The 24,865-nt window shown below is 71.2% G+C and carries 17 protein-coding genes; 6 read left to right on the forward strand and 11 right to left on the reverse strand.

Annotated features, from left to right (window positions below):
* Positions 1-3,010: glycoside hydrolase family 3 C-terminal domain-containing protein (locus tag ACFWW9_RS19020; protein WP_390379060.1), on the reverse strand; the 3,010-nt coding region annotated here is incomplete at its 3' end.
* Between the two features lie 273 nt (positions 3,011-3,283).
* On the opposite strand from ACFWW9_RS19020, the gene ACFWW9_RS19025 reads away from it, so the two are divergent.
* Genes ACFWW9_RS19025 through ACFWW9_RS19045 form a run of 5 tightly spaced genes read left to right on the forward strand, consistent with a single transcriptional unit; the run spans position 3,284 to position 9,271 of the window.
* Positions 3,284-4,285: a LacI family DNA-binding transcriptional regulator gene (locus tag ACFWW9_RS19025; RefSeq protein ID WP_390379064.1), complete on the forward strand. Its 1,002-nt coding sequence runs from the start codon at positions 3,284-3,286 to the stop codon at positions 4,283-4,285.
* Between the two features lie 28 nt (positions 4,286-4,313).
* Positions 4,314-5,546, forward strand: coding sequence for an ABC transporter substrate-binding protein (locus ACFWW9_RS19030; RefSeq protein ID WP_390379067.1), 1,233 nt, complete (start codon positions 4,314-4,316; stop codon positions 5,544-5,546).
* Between the two features lie 17 nt (positions 5,547-5,563).
* Entirely contained in the window at positions 5,564-6,442 is an 879-nt protein-coding gene (locus ACFWW9_RS19035) for a carbohydrate ABC transporter permease (RefSeq protein WP_390379254.1), read from the forward strand.
* A complete protein-coding gene (locus ACFWW9_RS19040; RefSeq protein ID WP_390379069.1) occupies positions 6,439-7,245 on the forward strand; it encodes a carbohydrate ABC transporter permease in 807 nt (268 codons plus the stop codon). The genes ACFWW9_RS19035 and ACFWW9_RS19040 overlap by 4 nt, the downstream gene beginning before the upstream one ends.
* A 19-nt stretch (positions 7,246-7,264) precedes the next feature.
* Entirely contained in the window at positions 7,265-9,271 is a 2,007-nt protein-coding gene (locus tag ACFWW9_RS19045; RefSeq protein ID WP_390379072.1) for a TIM-barrel domain-containing protein, read from the forward strand.
* Positions 9,272-9,274: 3 nt separating this feature from the next.
* Here ACFWW9_RS19045 and ACFWW9_RS19050 read toward each other — a convergent pair whose 3' ends face one another.
* Positions 9,275-10,267 carry a LacI family DNA-binding transcriptional regulator gene (locus ACFWW9_RS19050; RefSeq protein WP_390379075.1) on the reverse strand — a complete coding sequence of 331 codons (993 nt, stop codon included), beginning with the start codon at positions 10,265-10,267 and terminating at the stop codon, positions 9,275-9,277.
* A gap of 181 nt (positions 10,268-10,448) precedes the next feature.
* Here ACFWW9_RS19050 and ACFWW9_RS19055 point away from each other — a divergent pair, with 181 nt between their 5' ends.
* Complete coding sequence (locus tag ACFWW9_RS19055) at positions 10,449-12,128, forward strand: carbohydrate-binding module family 20 domain-containing protein (protein WP_390379078.1); 1,680 nt, start codon at positions 10,449-10,451, stop codon at positions 12,126-12,128.
* A gap of 54 nt (positions 12,129-12,182) precedes the next feature.
* On the opposite strand, the gene ACFWW9_RS19060 is transcribed toward ACFWW9_RS19055, so the two are convergent.
* From ACFWW9_RS19060 to speB, 9 genes are all read right to left on the reverse strand, one after another.
* Positions 12,183-14,456, reverse strand: a complete 2,274-nt coding sequence (locus tag ACFWW9_RS19060; protein WP_390379081.1) for a M4 family metallopeptidase — start codon at positions 14,454-14,456, stop codon at positions 12,183-12,185.
* Between the two features lie 815 nt (positions 14,457-15,271).
* Positions 15,272-16,459, reverse strand: a complete 1,188-nt coding sequence (locus ACFWW9_RS19065) for an alginate lyase family protein (RefSeq protein WP_390379085.1) — start codon at positions 16,457-16,459, stop codon at positions 15,272-15,274.
* Between the two features lie 157 nt (positions 16,460-16,616).
* Positions 16,617-17,300, reverse strand: coding sequence for a GntR family transcriptional regulator (locus ACFWW9_RS19070; protein ID WP_390379089.1), 684 nt, complete (start codon positions 17,298-17,300; stop codon positions 16,617-16,619).
* Between the two features lie 121 nt (positions 17,301-17,421).
* A complete protein-coding gene (locus tag ACFWW9_RS19075; protein WP_390379092.1) occupies positions 17,422-18,576 on the reverse strand; it encodes a mandelate racemase/muconate lactonizing enzyme family protein in 1,155 nt (384 codons plus the stop codon).
* Positions 18,577-18,954: 378 nt separating this feature from the next.
* Positions 18,955-19,692 carry an SRPBCC domain-containing protein gene (locus ACFWW9_RS19080; protein ID WP_390379095.1) on the reverse strand — a complete coding sequence of 246 codons (738 nt, stop codon included), beginning with the start codon at positions 19,690-19,692 and terminating at the stop codon, positions 18,955-18,957.
* Between the two features lie 4 nt (positions 19,693-19,696).
* On the reverse strand, positions 19,697-20,110 hold the full coding sequence (locus ACFWW9_RS19085) for a VOC family protein (protein WP_390379098.1): 414 nt from the start codon (positions 20,108-20,110) through the stop codon (positions 19,697-19,699).
* Positions 20,107-20,703, reverse strand: coding sequence for an ArsR/SmtB family transcription factor (locus ACFWW9_RS19090; RefSeq protein ID WP_390379100.1), 597 nt, complete (start codon positions 20,701-20,703; stop codon positions 20,107-20,109). The genes ACFWW9_RS19085 and ACFWW9_RS19090 overlap by 4 nt, the downstream gene beginning before the upstream one ends.
* Before the next feature lie 43 nt (positions 20,704-20,746).
* A complete protein-coding gene (locus ACFWW9_RS19095) occupies positions 20,747-23,848 on the reverse strand; it encodes a BTAD domain-containing putative transcriptional regulator (protein ID WP_390379103.1) in 3,102 nt (1,033 codons plus the stop codon).
* A 30-nt stretch (positions 23,849-23,878) separates the two neighbouring features.
* Positions 23,879-24,862: an agmatinase gene (speB, locus tag ACFWW9_RS19100; RefSeq protein WP_390379106.1), complete on the reverse strand. Its 984-nt coding sequence runs from the start codon at positions 24,860-24,862 to the stop codon at positions 23,879-23,881.
* Positions 24,863-24,865: the final 3 nt, after the last annotated feature.

A 24,865-nucleotide genomic window follows, 5' to 3' on the forward strand; every position in this document is an offset into this window, starting at 1 on the left:
TCGCGAAGATGTCGGTGAACTGGGTGCGCGACGCGCTCCGCTCGCTGGCGGGCAGCACGGACCACTGGACGTTCGTGTCCACGGTCTCGGTGTACACCACCGCCGGGGCGTCGAAGACCAGGTGGACGGTGTGCTTCCCGGACGCCTTCGCCAGGTCGGCGGTGACCGTGCGGAACGCGTACTTGTCGCCCGTGGCGGGGATCGTCACCGTGCCCAGCACCCGGCCGCGCACCGGGTCGTCGAGGCGGACCGTGAGACGGGCGCCCGCCGGGCTCGACGCGGTGACGGTGATCCCCTTCGTCGCCGGGTCGAGCCGGACGTCGCGGTAGGCCAGCCACGCGCCCGCGACGGCCGACGCGGAGGTGCCGCTCGCCTTGCTGGTGTCGGTGAGCGTGACGCCCTGGTAGTCGTCGAAGTTCTGCGCCTGCGTCTCCCGGCCGAGGTCGCGGTCCGGGATGCGCTCGCCCACCACGTGGACCGGGACGGTGTGGGTGATGTCGGTCGCGGAGCGGCCGACGGAGAAGTCGTAGCGGCCCGTTTCCACGACGGACCTCGACCGCGTCACGTCCCAGGTCGCCAGGTCGGCCTCGCGGACGGTCAGCGTGACGGTCTTGCGCTGGTGCGCCCCGACCTCCACCTTCTCGAACGCCCGCAGCCGCTTCGACGGCTGGGGCTCGCGGCCGTCGCGGGCGCTGGTGTAGAGCTGCACCACGTCCGCGCCCGCCCGGTCGCCGGTGTTGGTCACGTCGACCCGCACGCGGACCGTCCCGCGTGACCGGTCGACCCGGACGTCGTCGTAGCGGAACTTCGTGTAGCTCAGGCCGTAGCCGAACGGGAACAGCGGCCGTCCCCGGTAGTACTGGTAGGTCATGCCGGTCTTGGCGATGTCGTAGTCGAGGATGCTCGGCAGCCCGGCGTCGGAGGCGTACCAGGTCTGGGTGAGCCGCCCGCTCGGGTTGTGGTCGCCGAACAGCACGTCCGCGACCGCGTGCCCGGTCTCCTGGCCCGCGTGCGTGGTCCACAGCAGACCCGGCACGGTCCGGGTGTCCCAGCCGGTCGTGGGGTAGCTGTTCTCCACCACCACGACGGTGTTCGGGTTGGCCGCCCGGACGGCGTCGACCAGCGCGGCCTGCGCGGGGGCGAGTTCGGTGCTCGTGCGGTCGTTGTCCTCACGGCCGTTGATGAACGGCATGCTGCCCACCACGACCACGGCGGTGTCCGCGCCCCTCGCCGCCGCCACGGCCGTGTCGACCCCGCTGGTGAGCACCTCGCGGGAGAACTTCGTCGCACCGGCCGCGTCCGGCGAGGTGAACCGGAGCACGCCGTCCGCGCCGACCACGGCGAACCGGTTGGGCCCGAACCAGGGCTGGGTGACCTCGTTGCCCGCGTACTCGACGACGGAGGTCCCGTCGGGCTGCCGGTCGAGCTTGAGCTGCTGCTGCACGAACCAGCCGTTGGGCTGGGCCGCGTTGTTGACCAGCGCCCCACCGGCGTAGGTGAGGTACTTGCCGTTGGCGACCGTGCGCAGGGTGGTCTTGTCCGCGCCCCAGTCGAACACGTCGAACGACTGCCACGCCCCGGCCGAGGTCCCGCTCTCGACCAGCTGGCCGCCCGCCGGATCGGTCGACGCCGTGAGGTACCGGCCGGTCGCGGGGTTCCGCAACGCGATCCGGTCCACGCCCTCCGCGGACGCCACCTCGCCGCCGAACCGCTCGCGCACGCCCTGCAACGGGGTCACGCGGTAGGGCATCGTGCCGCTGTACCAGTCCTCGTACAGCGTGTCGGCCAGCGGACCGACGACGGCGATCTTCTTCGCCCGGTCGTCCAGCGGGAGGACGTTCTTCTCGTTGCGCAGCAACACGACCTGCTCGTCGGCGGCCCGACGCGCGAGGGCCCGGTGCTCCGCCGAGCCGATCACGTCGGGCGTGATCCCGGAGTACGGGTCGCGGCCGGGCGGGTCGAACTCGCCGAGCCGGAACCGCAGCGACAGCAGGTGCCGCACGGCGTCGTCGACGTCGGCCATCGTCAAAAGCCCTTGTGCCAGCGCGTCTTTGACGGCCGTGGTCGTGATCGACCCGTTGACGCCGTCGTCGGTGAAGCTGTCCAACCCGGCCTTGATCGCGGCCGCCGCGGCTTCCGCCTTGGTGGCGTAGTAGTGCTCCGAGGTGACCAGGTTCGTCGGCGCTCCGGCGTCGCTCACCACGGCGATGTCGCGCGGGGCCCACCCGCGCACCACACCGTCGAGGTCGGGTTCCACGGTGCTGGGCCTGCCGTTGACCAGGTTGTACGACGGCATGACCGCGTTCGCCGCGCCCGCCCGCAGCACGGGTTCGAACGCCTGCTGGTCGTAGTCGTGCAGGATCCGGGGCGGCACGGAGGAGTTGCTGGTCGCGCGGTCGACCTCGTTGTTGTAGGCGAGGTAGTGCTTGAGGGTCGGCGCGGTGCGCAGGTGGTCCGGGTCGTCGCCCCGCATCCCGCCGCCGTAGGCGATGGCGATCCGGGACGTCAGCAGCGGGTCCTCGGAGTAGCCCTCCTCGTTGCGGCCCCAGCGCGGGTCGCGCAGCAGGTTCACCACCGGGGCCCACAGGTTGAGGCCCCACACGGTCGGGTCCTGCGCGTGGAACCCGCGGGCCTCGGTGCCGACCGCCGTGCCGACCCGCTTCACCAGGTCCGGGTTCCAGGTGCTGCCCAAACCCAATGCCTGGGGGAACACGGTTCCGTTGGCGTACACGACATCGCCGTCGTGGTGGTAGTCGGTCGACCAGGCCACGCCGTGCAGCGCCTCGGTGCCGGTCTTGAACACCGCCATCCCCAGCCGCGGGATCGCGGGCTGGTACTGGTGCAGCAGCGACACCTTCTCGTCCGCGGTGAGGCGGCCGAGCAGGTCGTCGACCCGCGTGGCGAGTGGCAGGTCGGGGTCGCGGAACGGGAGCGGGGCGGCCGACGCGACCCCCGCCGGAACGGTCAGCGCCGCGGCCACCAGCAGGGTCAGCAAACGTGCTCCGCGCATCGCTCCACCTTCGCCGAAGATCGCTCGTCGAATCGGTTCGACGAATGCCGAACGGGATCGGACGGCACTATGACACCGGCGTCGCAAACAGGTCAAGGAGCACCGGCGGTAGGCCATTCAGACGCCTCTGACCTGCACTGGAGACGCCACCTGGGCGTTCGATGAATTCGACAGTCGAATAGCCGTCGAATTGTCGAAAAAGGTTGTGCGCACTTCGTCGCTCACTTACCTTCGGGGAGAAATCGATGCGCTTCGACGACGAGGAGCACGACGGTGGTCACGATCAACGAGGTCGCCAGGGCGGCCGGTGTCGCCCCCAGCACGGTCTCGTACGTGATCAGCGGCAAGCGCTCCATCTCGCCGAAGACGAAGCGGCTCGTCGAGGAGAGCATCCGCAGGCTCGGCTACCACCCGCACGCCGGGGCGCGGGCGTTGGCGAGCAGCAAGACCAGCGTGCTCGCGCTGGTGGTGCCGCTGCGCACCGACCTGAACGTGGCCGTGGTGATGCAGTTCGTCGCCGCGGTCGTGAAGGCGGCGCGGGACGCCGACCACGACGTCCTGCTGCTCACCAAGGACGAGGGACCGGCGGCGCTGCAACGGGTCGCGTCCTCGGCGCTGGCCGACGCGCTGATCGTCATGGACGTGGAGAGCGACGACCCGCGCGTGCCGATGCTGCTCGCGCTGGACCGGCCGGTGGTCCTCATCGGGGCGCCGGACGCGCCCTGCGGCCTGCCGTGCGTCGACCTGGACTTCACCGCCGCGGGCGCGGTGTGCGTCGGCCACCTGGCCGACCTGGGCCACCAGTCGATCGCGCTGCTCGGCCCCTCCCCCGCGGTCTACCGGCGCGGCACCAGCTACGCGGCGCGGTTCCTGCGCGGCTTCACCGACACCGCGCGGGCCCGCGGCGTCACGGCCGTGACCCGGTCGTGCGCCCACTCCTACGACGCGGTCAGCTCCGGCCTCGACGAGCTGTTCGCCCGGCACCCCGAGGTCACGGGTCTGGTGGTGCACAACGAGGCCGTGCTGCCCGCCGTGCTCTCGGACCTGCGCCACCGCGGCAGGCGCGTGCCCGAGGACGTCTCGGTCGTCGCGGTCTGCCCGGACAGCATGGCCGAGAACCACCCGGTCGCCCTCACGACGGTCGCGATCCCGGCCGAGGAGGTCGGCGCGCTGGCCGTGGAGACGACGATCCGCAGCCTGCGCGGTCGTTCCAGCGCGGAAACCCGTCTGCTCGCCCCTCGGCTGACCGTGCGCGGCAGCACCGCGCGCGTCTGAGCCAACCCCGTTCCCAGGAGAGATCAGCATGAGCGCAACGAAGCGCGGCTGGACGCTGTCCATGACCGCCCTCACGGCACTGGCCCTGACCGCGTGCGCGCCCACGCCCGCCCCCGGTGGCGGGTCCGACGCGGTCGCCACGACGATCACCGAACTCGACTACTACGCCGACGAGCAGGGCTCGGCGGCGTGGCAGAAGATCCTGGACGCCTGCTCGAAGCAGACCGGCATCACGATCCAGCGGCAGACGGTCCCGACCGCGCAGATGCTGCCGAAGGTGTTGCAGGGAGCAAGTTCCCGCACGCTGCCGCACCTGCTGTTCACCGACAACCCGACGCTCCAGCAGGTCGCGGCGACCGGCGCGCTGACGCCGTTGACCGATTACGGCATCGCGACGGACGGCTACTACGAGAGCATCATCAAGGCAGGCACCTACCAGGACAAGGTGTACGGCCTCGCGCCCGGCGTGAACGGGCTCGCGCTGATGTACAACAAGGACCTCCTCACCGCCGCGGGCGTGCAGCCGCCGACGACGTGGGACGAGCTGAAGGCCGCCGCCACGAAGCTCAGCGGCGACGGCAAGTACGGGCTCGCGTTCTCCGCGCTGCCGTCCGAGGAGGGCACGTGGCAGTTCCTCCCGTTCTTCTGGAGCAACGGCGCGGACCTGGCCCAGTTGGACTCGGCGAAGTCCGCCGAGGCGCTCAAGTACGTGACGGACCTGGTGAACTCCGGCGCGGCGTCGAAGTCGGTGGTGAACTGGAGCCAGAACGACGTGGCCGACCAGTTCGTCGCGGGCAACGCCGCCATGATGGTCAACGGCTCGTGGAACCTGGCCCGCCTGGACGCCGAGAAGGCGCTGAAGTACGGCGTGGTGCCGATCCCGGTGCCGAAGGCGGGCGGGAAGCCGACCGTGGCGCTCGGCGGCGAGGTCGGCGCGATCCCCGCGTCCGGCGGCGGGACCCAGCAGGCGGCGGGCAAGGTCCTGTCCTGCGTCCTGGCCGAGCCGACCATGGTGGAGTGGAGCAAGGCCCACGCCTACGTGCCGTCCAAAGTGGACGTGGCGAAGAAGTTCGGTGAGCAGATCCCCGCCATGCAGGCGTTCATCGACGAGGTCGGCACGGCCCGGTCCCGCACGGCGGCGCTCGGCGAGAAGTACCCCAAGGTGTCCGCCGCGCTCGCCGCCGCCCTCCAGTCGGCCCTGACCGGGCAGCAGCCCGCGGAACAAGCCCTCGCGCAGGCCCAGCAGGCGAGCGGGTCGTGACGCCGACGGCCACCGGGATGCGCCGAACCACGGCGGGGTACGCGTTCCTCGCCCCGGTGCTGCTCTACGTCGTGGTGTTCTTCGGCTACCCGCTGGTCGCGAACCTGGTGATGAGCGCGCAGGACTACACCGTCCGGTCCTTCTACACCGGCGAAGCGCCGTTCGTGGGCTTCGCGAACTACGCGGCGGTGCTGGCGAACCCGCTGTTCACCACGGCGGTGCTGAACACGGTCCTGTTCACGGTCGGGTCGATCGCGTTCCAGTTCGGCATCGGGCTGGCGCTGGCGGTGTTCTTCAGCGGCCGGTTCCTCGGCAGCGCCACGCTCCGCTCGCTGCTCCTGCTGCCGTGGCTGCTGCCGCTGGTGGTGAGCGGCGCGGTGTGGCGGTGGATGTTCGACCAGGACCACGGCGTGCTCAACGCAGCGCTGCGGTTGGTCGACGCGCCCGTGCCGTGGCTGACCAGCACGGAGTGGGCGCTGCCCGCGGTGGTCATCACGAACATCTGGATCGGCATCCCGTTCAACCTGGTCGTGCTGCACGGCGGGCTGAAGGCGATCCCTCCGACGCTGCACGAGGCGGCGGAGCTGGACGGGGCGAGCGGGTGGCAGCGGTTCCGGTTCGTCACGTGGCCGCTGCTGCGCCCGGTGACCGGGATCGTGCTGATGCTCGGGCTGGTCTACACGATCAAGGTGTTCGACGTGATCATGGTCGTCACCGGCGGTGGGCCCGCCAACGCGACCCAGACGCTCACGACGTGGTCGTACGCCCTGTCGTTCCGCGACTTCGCGTTCGGCCAGGGCGCGGCGGTCGGGAACCTGCTGATCCTGGTCGCCACGGCGTTCGGGCTGCTCTACCTGCGCTCCCTGCGGGCCACGCTCGCGGAGGCGGCGTCGTGAGGCACGCCAGGACCGCCGCGGGGGTGCTGATCGTCGCCGTCCTGCTGTTCCCGCTGTACTGGATGGTCAACGCGTCCCTGCAACCGAGCGGCGCGCTGCTCAAGCCGTCGCCCGACTGGTTCCCGGTCGGGGGCACGCTCGACGGCTACCGCAAGGCCCTGACCAGCCAGGGCGGGCACCTGCTGTCCAGCGTGCTGATCGCGCTGGGCACGGTCGTGGTCTCGCTGGCCGTCGCCGCGCCCGCGTCCTACGCGCTGGCGCAGCTCAAGGTCCGCGGCGGCACGTCGATCGTGTTCGCGCTGCTCATCGTGCAGATGATCCCCGGCATCGTGATGGCGAACTCGCTCTACACGGTGTTCGGCAACCTCGGGCTCATCGACAGCTACCTCGGCTTGGTGCTGGCCGACTCCACCGCCACGATCCCGTTCGCCGTCCTGCTGCTGCGGGCGTTCATGGTGTCCATCCCGCGCGAGCTGTCCGAAGCGTCCCGTGTGGACGGAGCGGGGCACTGGCGGACGTTCTTCTCGATCATCGTCCCGGTCAGCCGCAACGCGCTGGTCACCGCCGGGCTGTTCTCGTTCCTGTTCGCCTGGGCGGACTTCCTGTTCGCCGTCACCCTCACGACCGGCCAGGCGTTCCAGCCGATCACCGTCGGCATCTACCGGTTCGTCGGCAACCAGTCCGCCGACTGGAACGGCGTCATGGCCACCGCCGTCCTCGCCTCCGTCCCGGCCGCCGTCCTGCTCGTCGTCGCCCAGCGCTTCGTGGTCGCGGGCCTCACCAGCGGCGCCGTGAAGGACTGACCCCTTGGGAGCCACACGCATGATCTCCATCAGCGACGACGGTCGCGCGCTCCTCGTGTCCGTGCGCCACGAGGTGCTGCGGATCGAGCCGTGGGGCGCGGACAGCCTGCGGGTCCGGGTCGGGCAGCACGCGATCCGCGACGACGTGCCCGGCGCGCTCGTGCCGCCGAAACCCGCCCCGGCGTGGGTGACGGCCGACGGCCGCGCGGGCAGCGTGATCGCCGGGGCCATCACCGGGACCGCCGAGGTCGTGGCCACCGACACCGGGATCGACGCGCGGCTCCGGTTCACCCGCACCGACACCGGCGAGGAGCTGCTGGCCGAGCGGGCCGCGCACTTCTGGTGGCCCGGCCCCCGGCTGTTCCTGCCGTCCGGCGGCGGCTACGGCAGGCTGGAGCAGCGGTTCGCGGCCTACGACGGCGAGCGGATCTTCGGCCTCGGCCAGCGCACGCACGGCAGGCTCGACCAGAAGGGCATGGTGCTCGACCTGGTGCAGCGCAACGCCGAGGTGTCCGTGCCGTTCCTGCTGTCCAGCCGCGGCTACGGGTTCCTGTGGAACCTGCCCGCCGTCGGCCGGGTGGAGCTGGCGGCCAACGGCACCCGGTGGGTCGCCGACAGCGCCCGGCAGATCGACTACTGGATCACCACCGGCGACTCGCCCGCCGCGATCCTCGGCCACTACGCCGACGCCACCGGCCACGCGCCGATGCTGCCCGCGTGGGCGTCCGGGTTCTGGCAGTCCAAGCTGCGCTACCGCACCCAGGACGAGCTGCTGGCCGTGGTCCGCGAGCACCACGCGCGCGGGCTCCCGCTGGCGGTGGTCGTCGCCGACTTCTTCCACTGGCCGCACCTGGGCGACTGGCGGTTCGACGAGGCCGAGTGGCCCGACCCGGAGGCCATGGTCCGCGAACTCGACGAGCTGGGCACCAAGCTGATGGTGTCCATCTGGCCCACGGTGAGCCCCTTGTCGGAGAACTTCGCCGAGTTGCGCGACCGAGGGCTGCTGGTGGGGGCGGAACAGGGACTCGCGGTGCACGCGCCGTGGAAGGACAAGGGTTTCGGGACCGAGATGCCGGTCGCGCTCTACGACCCGACCCACCCGGAGGCCCGGCGGTTCCTCTGGGACACGGTGAAGCGCAACTACTACGACAAGGGCGTCCGGGCGTGGTGGCTCGACGCCTGCGAGCCGGAGATCCAGCCCGGCCACCCGCACAACCTCCGGTTCCACGCCGGGCCGGGCGCGGAGGTCGTGAACCTCTACCCGCAGGCGCACGCCAGGGCGTTCCACGAGGGCCAGCTCGCCGAGGACGACGACGAGGTGGTGCTGCTCGGCCGGTCGGCGTGGGCGGGCAGCCAGCGCTTCGGCGCGGCCGTGTGGTCCGGCGACATCCCGGCCACCTGGGACTCGCTGCGGGCGCAGGTCCGGGCGGGGCTGAACCTCGCCGTCGCCGGGATCCCCTGGTGGACCACGGACATCGGCGGTTTCCACGGCGGCGACCCGGAGTCGCCGGAGTACCGGGAGCTGATCGCGCGGTGGTTCCAGTACGGCGTGTTCTGCCCGCTGTTCCGGCTGCACGGCTACCGCGACCCGCGCACGGGCTTCGGCCCGGAGATGACCGGCGGTCCCAACGAGGTGTGGTCCTACGGGCCGGAGGCGCTGGCGTCCATCGAGGACTCGCTGCGGATGCGTGAACGGCTGCGCCCGTACGTGCTGGACCAGATGCGGGTGGCCCACGAGTCGGGGGTGCCGCCGATGCGCCCGCTGTTCGTCGACTTCCCGGACGACGAGCGCGCGTGGGAGGTCGACGACCAGTTCCTCTTCGGCCCGGACCTGCTCGTCGCCCCGGTGCTGCACGCCGGGGCCGAGTCGCGGCACGTCCACCTGCCCGCGGGGAGCGCGTGGACGGACGCGGCCACCGGGGAGCGGCACGACGACGGCGGCGGGTCGATCGAGGTCCCGACCCCGCGCACGCGTATCCCGGTGTTCCTCCGCGACGACGCGGACGTGCCGGTGCACCTCCGGTGACGGCTACCGGGGCCTCGCGCCGGTCGACCCGCGCACCACCAGCTCCGGCTGGAACACGAACTCGGCGTGCGGGGCGGGCGTGCCGCCGATCTCCTCCAGCAGCGCGTGCACGGCGGCCTGCCCCATGGCGTCCACGGGTTGGCGCAGGGTCGTCAGCGGCGGGTCGGCGAACACGATGAGCGGCGAGTCGTCGAACCCGACCACGGACACGTCGCGCGGCACGTGCAGGTCGCGGTGGCGGGCCGCCCGGATCGCCCCGAACGCCATCAGGTCGCTGCCGCACACGATCGCCGTGCACCCCTTGTCCAGCAACGCGTTCCCGGCCGCCTGACCGCCCTCGACGGTGAACAGCGAGTGCTCGACCAGCGCCTCCGCGCCCGGTCGGGCGAGCGTGAAGCCCTCCACCATCCGCTGGGTGGGCACGTACCGGGAGGGCCCGACGGCGAGGCCGATCCGCTCGTGGCCGAGTTCCACCAGGTGGGAGACGGCGAGCCGGGCGGCGGCGCGGTGGTCGACCGACACGAAGGGCGCGGACACCTTGTCGGTGAAGCCGTTGACCATCACGAACGGCACCCGCCGCCCGGACAGCTTCACGTAGCGGTCCATGTCGGCGGTCGTGTCGGCGTGCAGGCCGCCGACGAACACGATGCCGGTGACGCCGTGGTCGACGAGCAGTTCGGTCAACTGGTCCTCGGACGACCCGCCGGGCGTCTGGGTGCACAGCACCGGCGTGTAGCCGTCCCTGGTGAGCACCTGCTCGATGACCTGGGCGAACACCGGGAAGATCGGGTTGGTCAGCTCGGGGATGATCAGCCCGATGAGCCCCTGGCTGCGCTGCCGCAGCTTGGGAGGGCGTTCGACGCCGAGGACGTCCATCGCGGCGACGACGGCCTGCCGGGTCGACGACGAGACGCCCGCCTTGCCGTTGATCACCCGGCTGACGGTCGCCTCGCTGACGCCTGCCTGGGTCGCGATGTCACTGAGCCGAGCTGTCACAGCCGGTCACTCTACGGGCGCGTGAGCCGCCCGGTCATGATCGGCGGTTCGGGTACCCGTCCGAGGTTGGGCCGCCTTGCCGAGTCCGTGCGGCCGAACCGCGTGAAAGATGTTGCGGGCGTTTTCCGCAACTTCCCGAGCTGGTATGACGTAGGACACACCCTGCACCCAAGGAGACATCGTGGTCCCCTCAGCTCGTGGGGCGCTGCTCGCCGTGGCGACCCTGCTCCTCACCCTGCTCGCGAGTCCGCTCGCCGCCCCGCCGACCGCCACCGCCAGTCCACCGGGCTCCAAGGACGTCACGGCGACCCTGTTCCAGTGGTCGTTCGACCGCGTGGCCACCGAGTGCACGACCGTCCTCGGCCCGAAGGGCTACGGCTTCGTCGAGGTCTCCCCCGCGTCCGAGCACGTCCAGGGCGGCCAGTGGTGGACGTCCTACCAGCCCGTGAGCTACCGGATCGCCGGACGGCTGGGCACCGAGACCCAGTTCCGGAACATGGTGAACACCTGCCACGCGGCGGGCGTCAAGGTCATCGCGGACGCGGTGGTGAACCACATGTCGGCCGGGTCGGGCACCGGAACGGGCGGCACCAGCTACTCGAAGTACACCTACCCCGGCTACTACGGCGACCAGGACTTCCACTCCTGCCGCAGCCAGATCAGCGACTACCGCAACCGCGACAACGTGCAGAACTGCGAACTGGTCGGCCTGTCGGACCTGAACACCGGCAGCGACTACGTGCGCGGCACGATCGCGGCGTACCTCAACAGCCTGCTGTCGATGGGCGTGGACGGCTTCCGGGTCGACGCGGCCAAGCACATCGCGGCCGCCGACCTGGCCGCCATCAAGTCCCGGCTCAGCAACCCGAACACCTTCTGGGTGCACGAGGTGATCTACGGCGCGGGTGAGGCCGTGCAGCCGAGCGAGTACACCGGGTCCGGCGACGTGGACGAGTTCCGGTACGCCTACGACGTCAAACGCGTGTTCACCGGCGAGAAGCTGTCGTACCTGAGCAACTTCGGCCAGTCGTGGGGCTACCTGGCGAGCAACCAGGCCCGACCGTTCGTGGACAACTGGGACACCGAGCGCAACGGGTCGACGTTGAACTACAAGAACGGCTCGACCTACACGCTCGCCAACGTGTTCATGCTGGCGTGGCCGTACGGCGCGCCGCAGGTGTACTCGGGCTACGAGTTCTCCGACAACGACGCGGGGCCGCCCGGCGCGGCCGCCTGCTACGCCAACGGCTGGAAGTGCCAGCACAAGTGGCCGCAGATCGCGAACATGGTCGGCTTCCGCAACGCCGTGGCGGGCACCGCCGTGACCAACTGGTGGGACAACGGCAACAACGCCATCGCGTTCGGCCGGGGCGGTCGCGGGTTCGTGGCCATCAACAAGGAGTCGACGGCGCTCACCCGCGCGTTCCAGACCTCGCTGCCCGCTGGGAATTACTGCGACGTGCAGCGCGACGGGTGCGCGGTGTCCTACGCGGTCGGCTCGAACGGCCAGTTCACCGCCACGGTCGGGGCGGGCGACGCGGTGGCCTTGCACGTGGGCGCGACCACCCAGCAGCCCGGCAACGGCACGGCGTCGTTCTCGGTCACCGCCACCACGTCGGTGGGGCAGAACATCTTCGTCGTCGGCGACAACGCGGCCCTCGGCTCGTGGAACCCGGCTGCGGCGATCCCGCTGTCCTCGGCGGCCTACCCGGTGTGGAAGGGCTCGGTGGCGCTGCCCAGCGGCACCGCCTTCCAGTACAAGTACCTGCGCAAGGAGTCGAACGGCGCGGTCACGTGGGAGAGCGGGGCCAACCGCACCGCCACCTCCCCCGCCACCCTGACCGACACCTGGCGGAACTGAGGAACGCCAACGGGGAGGCCGGAAGTCCGGCCTCCCCGTTGGCGCGTCAGGACGTCAGCTCAGGGTCACCGCCCCGTCGTCGATCACGAAGGACGTCTGCAACGAGGCGTCCTCCACGCCGGTGAACTTCAGCGCGAGGGTCGAGCCCGCGAACGAGGACACGTCGATCGTCTTCAGGACGTAGCCGGTCGCCTTGTTGAGGTTCGAGTACGAGGCGAGGGTCGTCGTGCCGCCGGTGACGGTCAGCTTGTCGTAAGCCGTGGTCGTCGTGGTCTCGGCGGAGTCGATGTGGACGTAGAACGTCAGGCTGGCGTGGCAGCCCGCCGGGATGGCCACCGACTGGGACAGCGTGTCGGTGTGGGTGGAGCCGTAGCCGTCCAGCCACGCGCTCCAGGTGCCGCCGTGAGCGGCCTGGCCGTCAGCGCTGTGCTGGCCGATCACGCCGCTGCTGGCGGTCCACGAGGTGGCGCCGGACTCGAAGCCGGGGTTGAGCAGCTTCTGGCCGGAGCAACCGCCGGTGGTGCCGACGGTCCAGCTGAACGACGCCGTGCCGCTGTGGCTGGCGCTGTCCGCCGCCGTCACCGTGACGCTGGACGTGCCCGCGGTGGTGGCGGTGCCGGAGATGGTGCCGGTGCTGGAGCTGATGGAGAGACCGGCGGGCAGGCCCGTGGCGGACCACGTGTACGGCGCGGTGCCGCCGCTGGCCGACAGGGGCAGGCTGACGGCGGAGCCGACGGTCGTCGACTGGTTGCCGGGGTTGGTGACCGTGACCGTGCCGGTCGCGGAGCACGTCGGGTCGGCGGACTGCGCGGGAACGCTGACCGCGTCCCAGGCGGCCTTGACCGTGTTGAACTCGGCGCAGCTGCCGGGGAAGAGGTTCTTCGCGGCGGTCAGCGTCCAGGTCCGGTACTTCAGGTACGAGCTGCCGGTGGTCTTGATCAGCATCGCGTTGTAGAAGATCTTCAACGCGGTCTGCACGCCCAGGCCGGAGACCGTGGAGCTGTTGCAGGTGCTGCTGGTCGGCTGGCCGTTGGTCGGGTTGGACCCGTTGGCCAGCAGGTAGAACCAGTGGTTGCCGGGACCGGCGGCCGCGTGGACCTCGGAGCCGGGGACCGAGCTGGAGTAGCAGTTGGCGTGCCCGAGCGCGGACGGGTTGTACATGTTGCGGATCGGGCCGCTGCCGACGAGGTTGATCGTCTCGCCGACCAGGAAGTCCGGCACGTCGTACGGGGAGGGCTCGTTGGCGAACGACTCGGTCGAGGCGCCGAAGACGTCCGCGACGAACTCCTGCGTGCCGCTGCCGGAGATGCCGCCGGGGGTGTGGTCGTCGATGCCGTGGCCGAGTTCGTGCGCCACGACGTCGAGGGAACCGATCCACTGGTTGTTCTGGTTGTGGCCGATCTGGACCTGGCTGCCGTCGTAGTAGGCGTTCAGGTCGTTCAGGCCGACGCGCATCGGCCAGCCGCCGCCGGAGCCGTCGAAGCCGTTGCGGCCCAACCACTGCGTCAGCATCTTGCTCTCGGTCTGCGCGGCGAACAGCACGTCGACGCAGCCGGTCTCGCGGTTGGTCGCGGTGCCGTTGCCCCACGCGTCGTCGGTGCCGCTGAACGTCGTGTTGTTGGCGGCGTCCTGGCAGCTGACGTTGGTCAGCGTCGGGTCCTTGAGGGAGTACGTGCTGCCGACGTGGGTGGTGTTGAGGGCCACCGGGTTCGGGCCGTTCCACGCGCTGGTGCCGGTGCCGTGCAGCACGTGCTCCTGCGTGGTGAGCACCTTGCCGGTGGCGGCGTCGACGATCACGTCGAGCTTGCTCGGGCCCTCGGCGTTGCGGCCGACGACCTGGCTCTTCCACGCCAGCTTCGGCGTGCCGACGGCGTAGGTGACCAGCTCGGCGCCGCCGACGCTGTCCACAGTGGACAACTGCTGCCTGGCGACCGCCTCGGCCCGCGCCTTGGAGATGGCGGGCGTGGTGCTCGCGAGGTCGATCGTGGTGTCCTGCGCGACCGAGGTGGTGACGACCTGCCCGGTCGAGTTGGTGACGACCACGAAGTCACCGCCGACGACCTGCATGCCCTTGTAGGTGCGGTCGTACGGCACGTACTTGAGCCCGCCGCTCGACGAGATCACGTCGTGCTGCACGAAGCTGTCGTTGGCGCTGGCGTGCAGCTCGGCGGGCTTGGCGGCCACGAGGCTGCTCGCGGCGCTGGCGGCCATCACGTCGGCGCTCTGCACACCGGTGGCGGTGGGCTGGGCTTGGACGGCGGTGGGGGTGAAGAGAGCGGCGACCACGACACCTGTCGCGGCCAAGACGAGTGGACGTCTCAACTCCATCGGTGGATCTCCTCATGCAGGGCGAAGCCGACCCGTGGTGTCAGGGTTTGGGTCGGCTCCGGGGGTGAGGTGTTGGCGTTCCGAAGAACAGGGATCAGGATCCGTCCACCGACGCCCGAGAAACAACAGACGACCGCGCTAACTTATTAACAGACCGGAATACGTCCGATATCCGGACACGAAAAAGGCGCGACCAGCCCGGCCACCAGGGTGATGACCAGGCAGGACACGCCGAGGCGGGATCCTCTACCCGTGACCCCTATTTTGGAAATACGCCAAGCGGGTCAACGCCGAAAAATGCTCCGTTTGCCATTCCGTCAGGCGGCGCGAAATAACCGAAAAAGGACAAGTCGCCACCGGGGGCCGGAAAAGGGAATGGGCGATGGGGGACATCGGGGCTGGGCGGTGAGCACCGCGCAACACCCCTGCGGCCACGATGACACACGCCGGAAACACCCGACCGCTCCCCCGCCGACCGGACCGACAGGCCCCACGCCGCGGGAGGCAGATCGGGAACAGGGCGGCGCGGAGGGGTCCGGCGCGATCGAGCGCGGGGCGGGCCGACCCGCAGCAGTCGAGCGGGCAGGTCCCGAGCGAGCAGGGAGGCACTGGACGTCGCGGCTGGGACTGGCGGCTCGTCCATCGTGCTGATCGCCCGCGAGGCGAAGTCCGGTGAACTCGGGGTCGGCATCGGCGTGACACCCGAGTCGACCGAAAACCGCCACCCGAACCCGAGCGGCGGTGGAAGCGAGCGGCTCGCTCTGTGGCACGCCGCCCTGGGCCCGGCGCGCCCGAAGGCGCACCGGGCGGTGGGGCTAGTTCGGGTTTTCCGCGTGGGTCAGGGTTTCCCAGGCCACGAACAGGTTGTCGCTGCCCGCGGGCCTGCGCTGCTCGGTCAGCTTCTGCGTGTTGGCCATCGCGATGCCCAGCCTGGTGTGCAGGGCGTTGAAGCCGACCTCGGTCACCGGGCCGAGGCTGCCGGACTTGGTGCCACCGCACAGGTTCGACGGCATGGCCGTGCCGAGCTGGTACTGGGAGTGCAGGCCCAGTGCCTGGCGGAGGCGTTCGCCGACGTCCGTCGAGTACAGGTCGGTGCCCTGGATCCTGGACGTCTCGGCCACGTCGGAGATCGACGCGAGACCGTACCCGGTGTGGGTGAAGTCGCGGCAGGTCTCCTGGGTGAGGCCGTTCATGAAGGTGCCCTGCCCCTGCCAGTAGTTCACGATCGCCGTCCGACCGCTCAGGCCGCTGCCCGGCGCGACCTTGGGCAGCGATCCGTCACTGGTGAGGTAGATGAACGCGGGCACGCGACCGAGGAACTTGGTCATGGCCTTGTCGTAGCTGGTCTTGTCCTCCAAGAAGACGGAGATGCCGATCGCCGCCTCCATCATCACCAGCTCCCAGTTGCCGTTCATTGACACGGCTCCCGGCAGCAGCGTCGGCAGGTAGACGGTGCGCAGCATCGTGGAGAACTTGCCGATGCTCGACGCCGACCACCCGGTGTAGCTGTACCGGATGATCTCGGCCGCGCGCGGCCAGGTCGCCCCGGCCCAACCGGTCTGCAAGCGGGCGTTGCTGTTGGTGTGGCTGGTGATCGTGCCCGACCAGGCGTCGAAGATCGCGACGGCCTTCTGGGCGTACCGGGTGTCCCTGGTGATGTACCAGGCGAGCGACATCGTGTACGCCGCGATGGCGTCCTCCCGCTCGTCGGTGCACCCGTTGTTCGGGTTGGACGTCGGCCCGCACTCCACCACCGCGCGCGGCTTCGGCGCACGGGTCAGGGAGCCGTACTTGCTGGCCATCATGCTGTCGTACGCGGACTTCCACGGCTGCGCGCCCGCGTTCACCTTGGTGCGGATGAAGTCGAGCGAAGCGGCGCTGTTGAGCACGCCGGGATGGGCGAAGACGGCGGGAGCCGCCTTCACCGCGGGGGTGATCGCCACCATGGTGAGCAGCAGGGGGATCACCACCGAGAACACCTTCAACGATCGCAAACGAGACATCTATCTCCTCCGGATTGGCGGCCTTGCCATTTCCCGTTGAAGAGCAGGGGACTTCAGTTTGCGAGCATCGAGAAGAATTTGTCAACAGTGGAATAACGACCGTTTTTCGCACACGGCAAAGAGACTCGACGCATTTCGACGAGCCTGGACGGAATAGCTATTCGACTGTCGGCAGGACGTGCAGGAGATGCGTTCGGGCGGTGGCGATGTGGGCGCGCATCAGGTCGGTCGCGAGTTCCTCGTCGCCCTGTTCGAACGCGGCCAGGATCGCCGCGTGCTCGGCCGCCTCCTCGCGGTCCGTCCGCCCCTGCCGCCACCCCACGGTCGCGGCCAGCGCCGTGAGGTCGCGGAGCTGGTCGAGCTGGTCGACCAGGAACCGGTTTCCGCACTCCGCGTAGAGCAGCCGGTGGAAGCGGCGGTTGGCGAGGCTCGCGGTCGCGAGGTCGTCAGCCGACGCCGCCACCACCGCCTCTTCCAGCGCGGTTCTGGCTTCCGGAAGAGGTGTCCGGCCCCGGCCGTGGGCGGCGAGGCCGACGGCGTGCGGCTCGATCACCAGTCGCGCGTGGTACAGCTCGCTGACCAGCGCGCTGTCCACGCGTCGGACGGTGACCTGCTGGTACGCGCCGAGTTCGACGAGCCCGGTCGAGCGCAGGAGCTTCAACGCCTCCCGCACGGGCGTCTTCGACACGCCCATCCTGGCGGCCAGGTCGCGTTCGGACAGCGGGTGCCCCGGCGGCAGGGAGCCGTCGAGGATCGCCACCTTGAGCGCGTCGACCACCAGATCGGTCCTGGTTCGCGGTTCGCCCAGCGGCGCGAACCGCGGTTCTCCAACAGGGGTCACGACACTGCCCTTCCGGTTGTCAGGACTCCTCGACGGCCTGATCGAGTTTCCTTGCGAATAGCGTCACCGCTGCGGCCGTGTCAATTCTGGACCATCTCCGAACAACTGGTGTTCCTCGCTGTCACAAGGCCGGATTTCCGCTTTCTTGTTCACGACGGTGCAGCACGGGGAAATCGTCGCGCAGCGCGATCCCGAGACCGGGCGCGGTCGGAGCGCGCAATCGGCCATCGACCACCACGGGCTCCCCGTCGACCAGGGTGTGGAAGTAGCCCGACACCGGGTCGTGGTGGACGCGGTGGGTCTCGGCGGGACCGGCGTTGCGGACCGACGTGAGCACGTGCGCGGACGACCACAGGGTGACCGGCCCGGAATTGCCATGTGTCGCCAGCGGAACGCCGTGCAGGTCGGCGAGGTCGGCCGTGCGCCGCGCCTCGGTGATGCCGCCGGACCACGTGACGTCGCTGATCAGCACGTCGACACCGCCGACGTCGAGCAGGCCGCGGAGCTGGTTGCGGGTCAGCAACCGCTCGCCTCCCGCGATCGGCACGGTGCTCTTGGCCCGCAGCCGCGCCCACTCCACCGGGTTGTCCGAGGAGACCGGGTCCTCCAGCCACCGCACGGGCAGCCCGTCGAGCGCGCGCACGATCTGCGCGGCGCACCCCGGACTCCACGCGCCATGGGCGTCGATCATGACCTCCACCCGGCCGCCGAGCGCGGAGGCGATCTTCTCGATCCCGGACACGCCCTCGGCGAGTTGCATGGTGGTCAGGTACTGGCCGTGACTCTCCTCGGCGTACCGGTCGAACGGCGACCACTTCAGGCAGGTCACACCCTGGGCCAGCAGTTCCTCCGCGAGACCCACCGGATCGGCCACGACCCGATCGTCGTCGGAGACGCCGCCGTAGTTGCCGCAGGTGTTGTAGATCGGCACGGAGTCGTGGACGGCCCCGCCGAGCAACGCCACGACCGGCAGGCCCGCGGCCTGGCCGACGAGGTCCCAGCAGGCGATGTCGAACGCCGAGATCGCGCGGATCTCCGCCCCGGCGTAACCGTGGTAGGCGACCCAGTCGACCATGCGGTGCCACAGCGCCGTGACCCGCCGGGGGTCCGCGCCCAGCAGGAACCGGCGGCCCAGGTCGTGGATGACGTCGACCGTGCGGAGGTCGACGGTCTGCCCCAGCCCGACCAACCCCTCGTCGGTGTGCAGGCGGACGAACGTGAAGGGCCTGCCCAACGGCAGGTCCGGCACGACGGTCTCGATCGAGGTGATGCGCACGACGCCCCCACCGTCCTCAGTGGACTCGGGTGGACTTGCCGTCCACCACGTCTCCTCACTCGCGCAACGTCGTGGCGTCCGGCGGGTACGTCACCGCAACGGGGGCACGCACACCACGCCCTCCCCGTCACCGACGAGCACGTCACCGGGGTGAACGGCGACTCGCAGCAGCCTGGCATACCGGTATACCAGCTGGCAAGAGCGGAGTGGGATCGGGTGGGCTCCCCATGAACCGCCCTTCAGCCCGATCAAGGCCGAGATGTGGGGTCCCCTGCCACAGCACGCGGGAAGTCGCAGCCGCCGGGAGACTCACGCCAGAACGATCCCCGACGGACGAGACCAACCGCGAAGGGTGTCCACAGAGGACACCCTTCGCGACTAGCTGTTCCCGGCCAGCCCATCGATCCACGACTGCCAAGCGGCAGTCCGGGACGCCCGATCCACCGACACCCCGTAGAAGTACTGCGTCGTGTTCACCATGTGGTGCGCGTCGTCGACCATGAACCGGTAGAAGCCGTGCTCGGTGCGAACACCCACCACCGACTCGTCCCGCAGGTCCACCACACCCTCGATCGGCTCCACACCCTCGGGCGTCAACCGAACCCGTTCACCAAGAACAGGATCCGCCCCGAGCCGAGCGACCAGGTCCGCCCAGACCTCAACCCCGGCCCGAGCGGTGAACCCGAAGGCGACCACGCCGACCGCCGACAACCCGGCGAAGTGCCGGAAGTACGAGGCGAGGTTGTGCAGGAACATGTCCCAACCCCGGCCGAACCCGTCGTACTCGGCTTCCCAGTCCTCACCGAAGAATCCACTTTGGACCAACCGCAGCACGGTGGTCCCGTCGTCCTTGCCCTCGACCAGGAACTCGATCGCCATCGGCGGCACGCCGTCCGGGCCGGGGGCCCCGTAGACGACTCGCCTGCCCGGCTCCTGCTCCAGCACCAACCCGGCCTGGGTGTTGCCGCCGCCGAAGTCGGCCTCGACCTCGCCGTCGACCTGCTCGTGCGGCACGAACCAGAGCGACATGCCCTCCGGGGTCGAGATCGCCTTCCACACCTCGTCCGGGGTGGCGGCGAGCTCGACCTCCTTCGCCAGGCTCCTGCGCTCCTCCACGCGGTCAGCCCTGCTGGGTGAGGACGATGAGGTTGCCGCAGGTGTCGTCGAACACCGCCATGGCCCCGAAGTCGGTCTTCATCGGCTCCTGGGTGAACCGGACGCCGCGCTCCTTGAGCCGCGCGTAGTCCTTGTCCAGGTCGGTCGTGCCGAGCATCGTGTACGGGACGCCCGCGTCGTAGAGCGTCTTCTTGTACACCTGCGCGGCGGGCTTGCCGTCGATCACGATGCCGGGGTTGCCGTCGGGTTCCAGCAGCAGTTCGACGCCGTCCGGCGCGTCGGGCGAGACGACGGTCAGCCACTTGGCGTCGCCGACGGGGATGTCGGTCTTCTTCACGAAGCCCAGCACGTCGGTGTAGAACGCCAGGGCCTTCTCCTGGTCGTCGACCGGGATGCTGCTCACCGGAACGAACATCATCGCTCCCTCTCTGCTCGTTGAACTGTCGGGTGCACGGCGATCACGACCCGGTGCGCCCGTCCGCCAGCGGCGGTCTCGTCGTGGTACTTCGCCACCAGCGACGTCACCGCCCCGGTCAGCTCCTCGGCGAACGCGGCGCGGTCGGCGGCGGAGGCGAACCGGATCTCGCCGTCCAGGGCGAACGTCGCGACCTCCTTGCGGGCCTTGCCCGCGCCGGTGATCAGGTCGCCCACGTCGCGGACCAGCCGCGCGGCCACCGCGAGCAGCCACCGCGCGGACAGCGGGTCGGGCGAGCGGCCCGGATCGGGCTCGACCGCGGCCAGCGCGTTCGGCGAGATCACGTACGAGGCCGCGGTCGCCCGCAGCACCCGTTCGGTGACGTTGCCCTTGCGCCGCTCCTCGACCAGCTCGACCAGCCCGTGCCGCTCCAGCGCGCGCAGGTGGTAGTTGACCTTCTGCCTGGTCAGCCCCACCTGCCGCGCCAACGTCGTCGCCGAGCCCGGTTCGGCCAGCTCCGCGAGCAGCCGGGCGCGCACCGGGTCCAGCGCGACCTCGGCCGCGCCCGGATCGTCGATCACCGCTACGTCGTGCACCGGCACACCCTCGCACCGACAACTTTTGTTGTCAAGGCGAGCGCTACCCCAAACGGGCGATCAGCGCGTGCCACTCGACCTCGTCGCGCAGCACTCCGTTCCCGGCCCGCCCGAGGGTGAGCAGCGTGTCGGCCTCGTCGAGCCTGCTGCCCGAGCGGCGCTGGACGTCGAGCGCCCGTTCGGCCAGCTCGGCGGACCGCTGCCGGTGCCCGGTCAGGAGATCCGCCGCCGCGGAGGCGACGAGGGCGCGCGCGTGGTGCAGGACGTACCCGGTCTCGTGCGCCCGAGCGCGGGCCATGAGCGCGTGGGTCGCGGCGGCCGCGGCCTCACCGCGGGACAGGTGCACGGCGGCGAGGCCGAGCAGCGCTTCCAGCTCGCCGTGCGCGAACCCGGACCGCCTGGCGTCGACCAGCGCGGAATCGTGCAGGTCCGCGGCCTCCTCCGGGCGGCCGAGCTTGCGCAGCACCCCGCCGAGCGCGTTGCGGACGTCCAGCTCGAACAGGTGGTGCCCGTCGGCCAGTTCCCGCGCCTCGGCCAGCACCTCCGCGGCCTCGTCGAGGTCACCGCGGATCTCGCGGGCCTTGGCCCGCATCCGGAGGGCGGCGGCGAGTTCGTGGTCGAACGAGTGCCGGGTGCAGTGCTCGACGGCTCGGTCGACGTGCTGGTCGGCCGTGACCAGGTCGCCGAGGTGCAGGTGGCAGTCCGCGAGGCACTCCAGGGCCATGCCCAGTCCTCGATCCGGGCCCCCGCGCCCGAACGCGAGCCGCGCGCGGTCGAGGATCGCCACGGCTTCGCCGATCCGCCCTTGACCCATGCGGGTGGCACCCAGGTTGATCAGCACGGTGCCGCGGTGGACGTCGATCCCCTCCTCCGCCCCGATCCGCTCGGCCCGGACCAGGTTCTCCGCCGCCGCGGACAGCGGACCCGTGCAGTAGCGCAGGATCCCGAGGTTGGACGACGCGACGAGCCGCCCGGTGGCCCAGCCCGCGGCCGTGCTGCGGGCGAGCGCCTGCTGGAAGTGGTCCGCAGCCGCCGAGTACTCCCCCTGCTGCCAGCGCAACGCGCCCAGGCTGTTGTGCAACTGCGTCTGCGCGTGAGCGTCACCGCCCTCCTTCGCCGCGCGCAGCCCGGCGCGGGTGACCGCCTCCCAGTGCACCGCGCCGCCGCGCGGGAAGTACCGGCGCAACGCGACGGCCAACCGCCAGGCGTGCTCGCGCACCCCGCGGTCGGCGGCGCGCTCGACGACCGCGACGAGCGTGGGCGCTTCGGCGGCCAGCCAGTCCAGCGCCCGGTCACCGCTCTCGAACGGCGGCACGGGTCGTCGGGCGTCCAGCGCCTCCACGGCCAGGTCCGTGGTCGCCGCGTACCAGGCTCCGAGCCGGTCCAACGCCGCCTCGCCGTCCGGTCCGTCCTCGGCGACGGCCCGCTCGGCGGCGTAGAGGCGCAGCAGGTCGTGGAAGGTGTACCGACCGGGCCCGTGCTCGGCCACGAGGTGCGCCGCCGTCAACTCCCGCAGCTCCGGGCGCACGTCCTCGGTGCCCACCAGCGCCGCGACGGCGGGCTCGGTGAGGTCCAGCCCCGGCATGAGCCCCAGCAGCCGGAACACCCGCCGTGCCCGCACGGGTAAACCGTTGTACGACAAGGTGATCGCGGCCCGGACGGCCGTCTCCGCGTCCCCGGTCACCTCCAGCTCGGCCAGCCGGTCCCCCGTGCGCAGCGTGGCCGCGTAGTCGGCGATCCGCAGTCCGGGGCGGCCCACCAGGTTCGCGGCGGCGATCCGCAACGCCAGCGGCAACCGCGCGCACAGCTCCACCACGTCCGCGGCGGCGGCCGGTTCGGCGGCGATCCGCGCCGACCCCACCACCTGTTCCAGCACCACCAGCGCGTCCTCGGGCGTGAGCACGTCGAGCCCGATCCGCCGCGCGCCCTCGCGGGCCACCAGCCCGTCCAGCCGGTCCCGGCTGGTGACCAGCACCAGGCAGCCTGGCGACCCCGGCAGCAGCGGGCGCACCTGGACGGCGTTCGCCGCGTCGTCCAGCACCACCAGCACCCGCCGTCCCGCCAGCGCCGACCGGTAGGCGGCCGCCGCGGCGTCCACCTCGGTGGGCACCTCGGCCACGCCCAAGTCGCTCAGCAGCCGGGCCAGCGCGTGCGACGGCGGCAGCGGCGACCCGGTCCCGCGCAGGTTCAGGTACAGCTGGCCGTCCGGGAACCGGGCGCGGACGCGGTGCGCCCAGTGCAGCGCCAATGCGGTCTTGCCCACGCCCGCCGCGCCCGTGATCGCGGCCACGACCACCGGTCCCGTCGCCACGGACAGGGTGTCCAGCTCGGCGAGCACGGCGTGGCGGCCCGCGAAACCGCCCAGCTCGGCGGGCAGCTGGGCGAGCACGACGGGCGTGGCCGGGACGAGGTCCGGTGCGGCGGTGAGGATCCGCTGGTGCAGCTCGCTCAGCTCCGGGCCGGGGTCGACGCCCAGCTCGTCCCGCAGCCGGGCCCGCACGAGCCGGTAGTGCTCCAACGCGTCCGCCTGTCGACCGTTGCGGTAGAGCGCGAGCAGCAATTGCCCCGCCACCCGCTCGTCCAACGGGTGCCGCTCGGCGGCCGCCACGACCGCGGACAGCACCTCCGCGTGCCGTCCGCTGCCCAACAGCAGGTCGACGCGGTCCAGTTCCGCGGCCGTCCGGTCCCGCTCCAGCCGGGCCCGGACGCCCTCGAACCACGGCCCGTCCAAGCCCGCCAACGGCCGGTCCCGCCACAGCCCCAACGCCGTGTCGAGCGCCGCGAGCCGCGCGGCCCCGTCGGTCGACGCCCGCGCGGCCGTCAGGGACCGGTCGAACCGGTGCAGGTCGACGAGCTGCGGGTCGACCACGGCCACGTACCCGCCCGACCGGCGGCGCAGGCCAAGCCCCACTGATTCGGGCAGGGCGGACCGCAGCCGGGACAGGTAGCTGTAGAGCGCGTTCCGGCCGGTCTCCGGCACGCGCTCGCCCCACACCCGGTCGACCAGCCGGTCGGCCGGCACGACCTGGTTGGCGTCGACCAGCAGCGCCGCCAGCACCGCGCGCTGCCGCGCGTGCCCCAGGTCGACCTCCCGCCCGTCGACCGTCGCCTCGACCTCGCCCAGCAACCGGAACTCCGCCCCCATCCCCCACTTGTAGCAGGCTCGGCGGCGGGCTCAGGGGACTTCGCGCGTTTCCCGGTCGGGCCCGGCCGCCCGGCCCCTGGTCAGGGCGATCAGCGACACCAGGTCGTAGGCCACGTGGGCGGCGGCGATCGAGGTGATCTCGGCGTGGTCGTAGGCCGGGGCCACCTCGACGACGTCGCCGCCGACGATGTCCAGGCCGTTGAGGCCGCGGAGGATCTCCAGGAGCTCCCGGCTGCTGAGCCCGCCCGCCTCCGGTGTGCCGGTGCCGGGGGCGAACGCCGGGTCGAGGACGTCGATGTCGATCGACAGGTACACCGGGCGACCCGCGACCCGCTCGCGCAACTGCTGGGCCACGTGGTCGACGCCGTTGCGGTAGACGTCGGCGGCCGTGACGATCCCGAAGCCGAAGCGCCGGTCGTCCTCCAGGTCCTTCTTGCCGTAGAGCGGACCGCGGGTGCCGACGTGGCACAGCGCCTCGGTGTCCAGCAGGCCCTCCTCGACGGCCCGGCGGAACGGGGTCCCGTGGGTGTAGTCCGCGCCGAAGTAGGTGTCCCACGTGTCGAGGTGGGCGTCGAAGTGGACGAGCGCGACCGGCCCGTGCCGCCGGGCGGCGGACCGCAGCAGCGGCAGGGTGACCGTGTGGTCGCCCCCGATGGTGACGAGGTTCTGCCCCTCCGAGGTCATGGCGAGCGCGGCGGCCTCGATGGTGTCGAGCGCCGAGCGGATGTCGAACGGGTTGACCGGCACGTCGCCCGCGTCGGCGACCTGCACGACCTCGAACGGGGCCACGTCCAGCGCGGGGTTGAACGGCCGCAGCAGCCGGGAGGCCTCGCGGATCCGGCTGGGCCCGAACCGGGCGCCGGGGCGGTAGGACACCCCGCTGTCGAACGGGATCCCCAGTACGGTGATCCCGGCGCGGCCGACCTCGTCGAGCCGCGGGATGCGCGCGAACGTGGCCGGACCGGCGAACCGCGGGACGGTGGAGCTGTCGACGGGGCCTTGCGGGGGGGTCATCGG

The sequence above is a fragment of the Umezawaea sp. NPDC059074 genome, assembly GCF_042738955.1.
Classification (GTDB): domain Bacteria; phylum Actinomycetota; class Actinomycetes; order Mycobacteriales; family Pseudonocardiaceae; genus Umezawaea.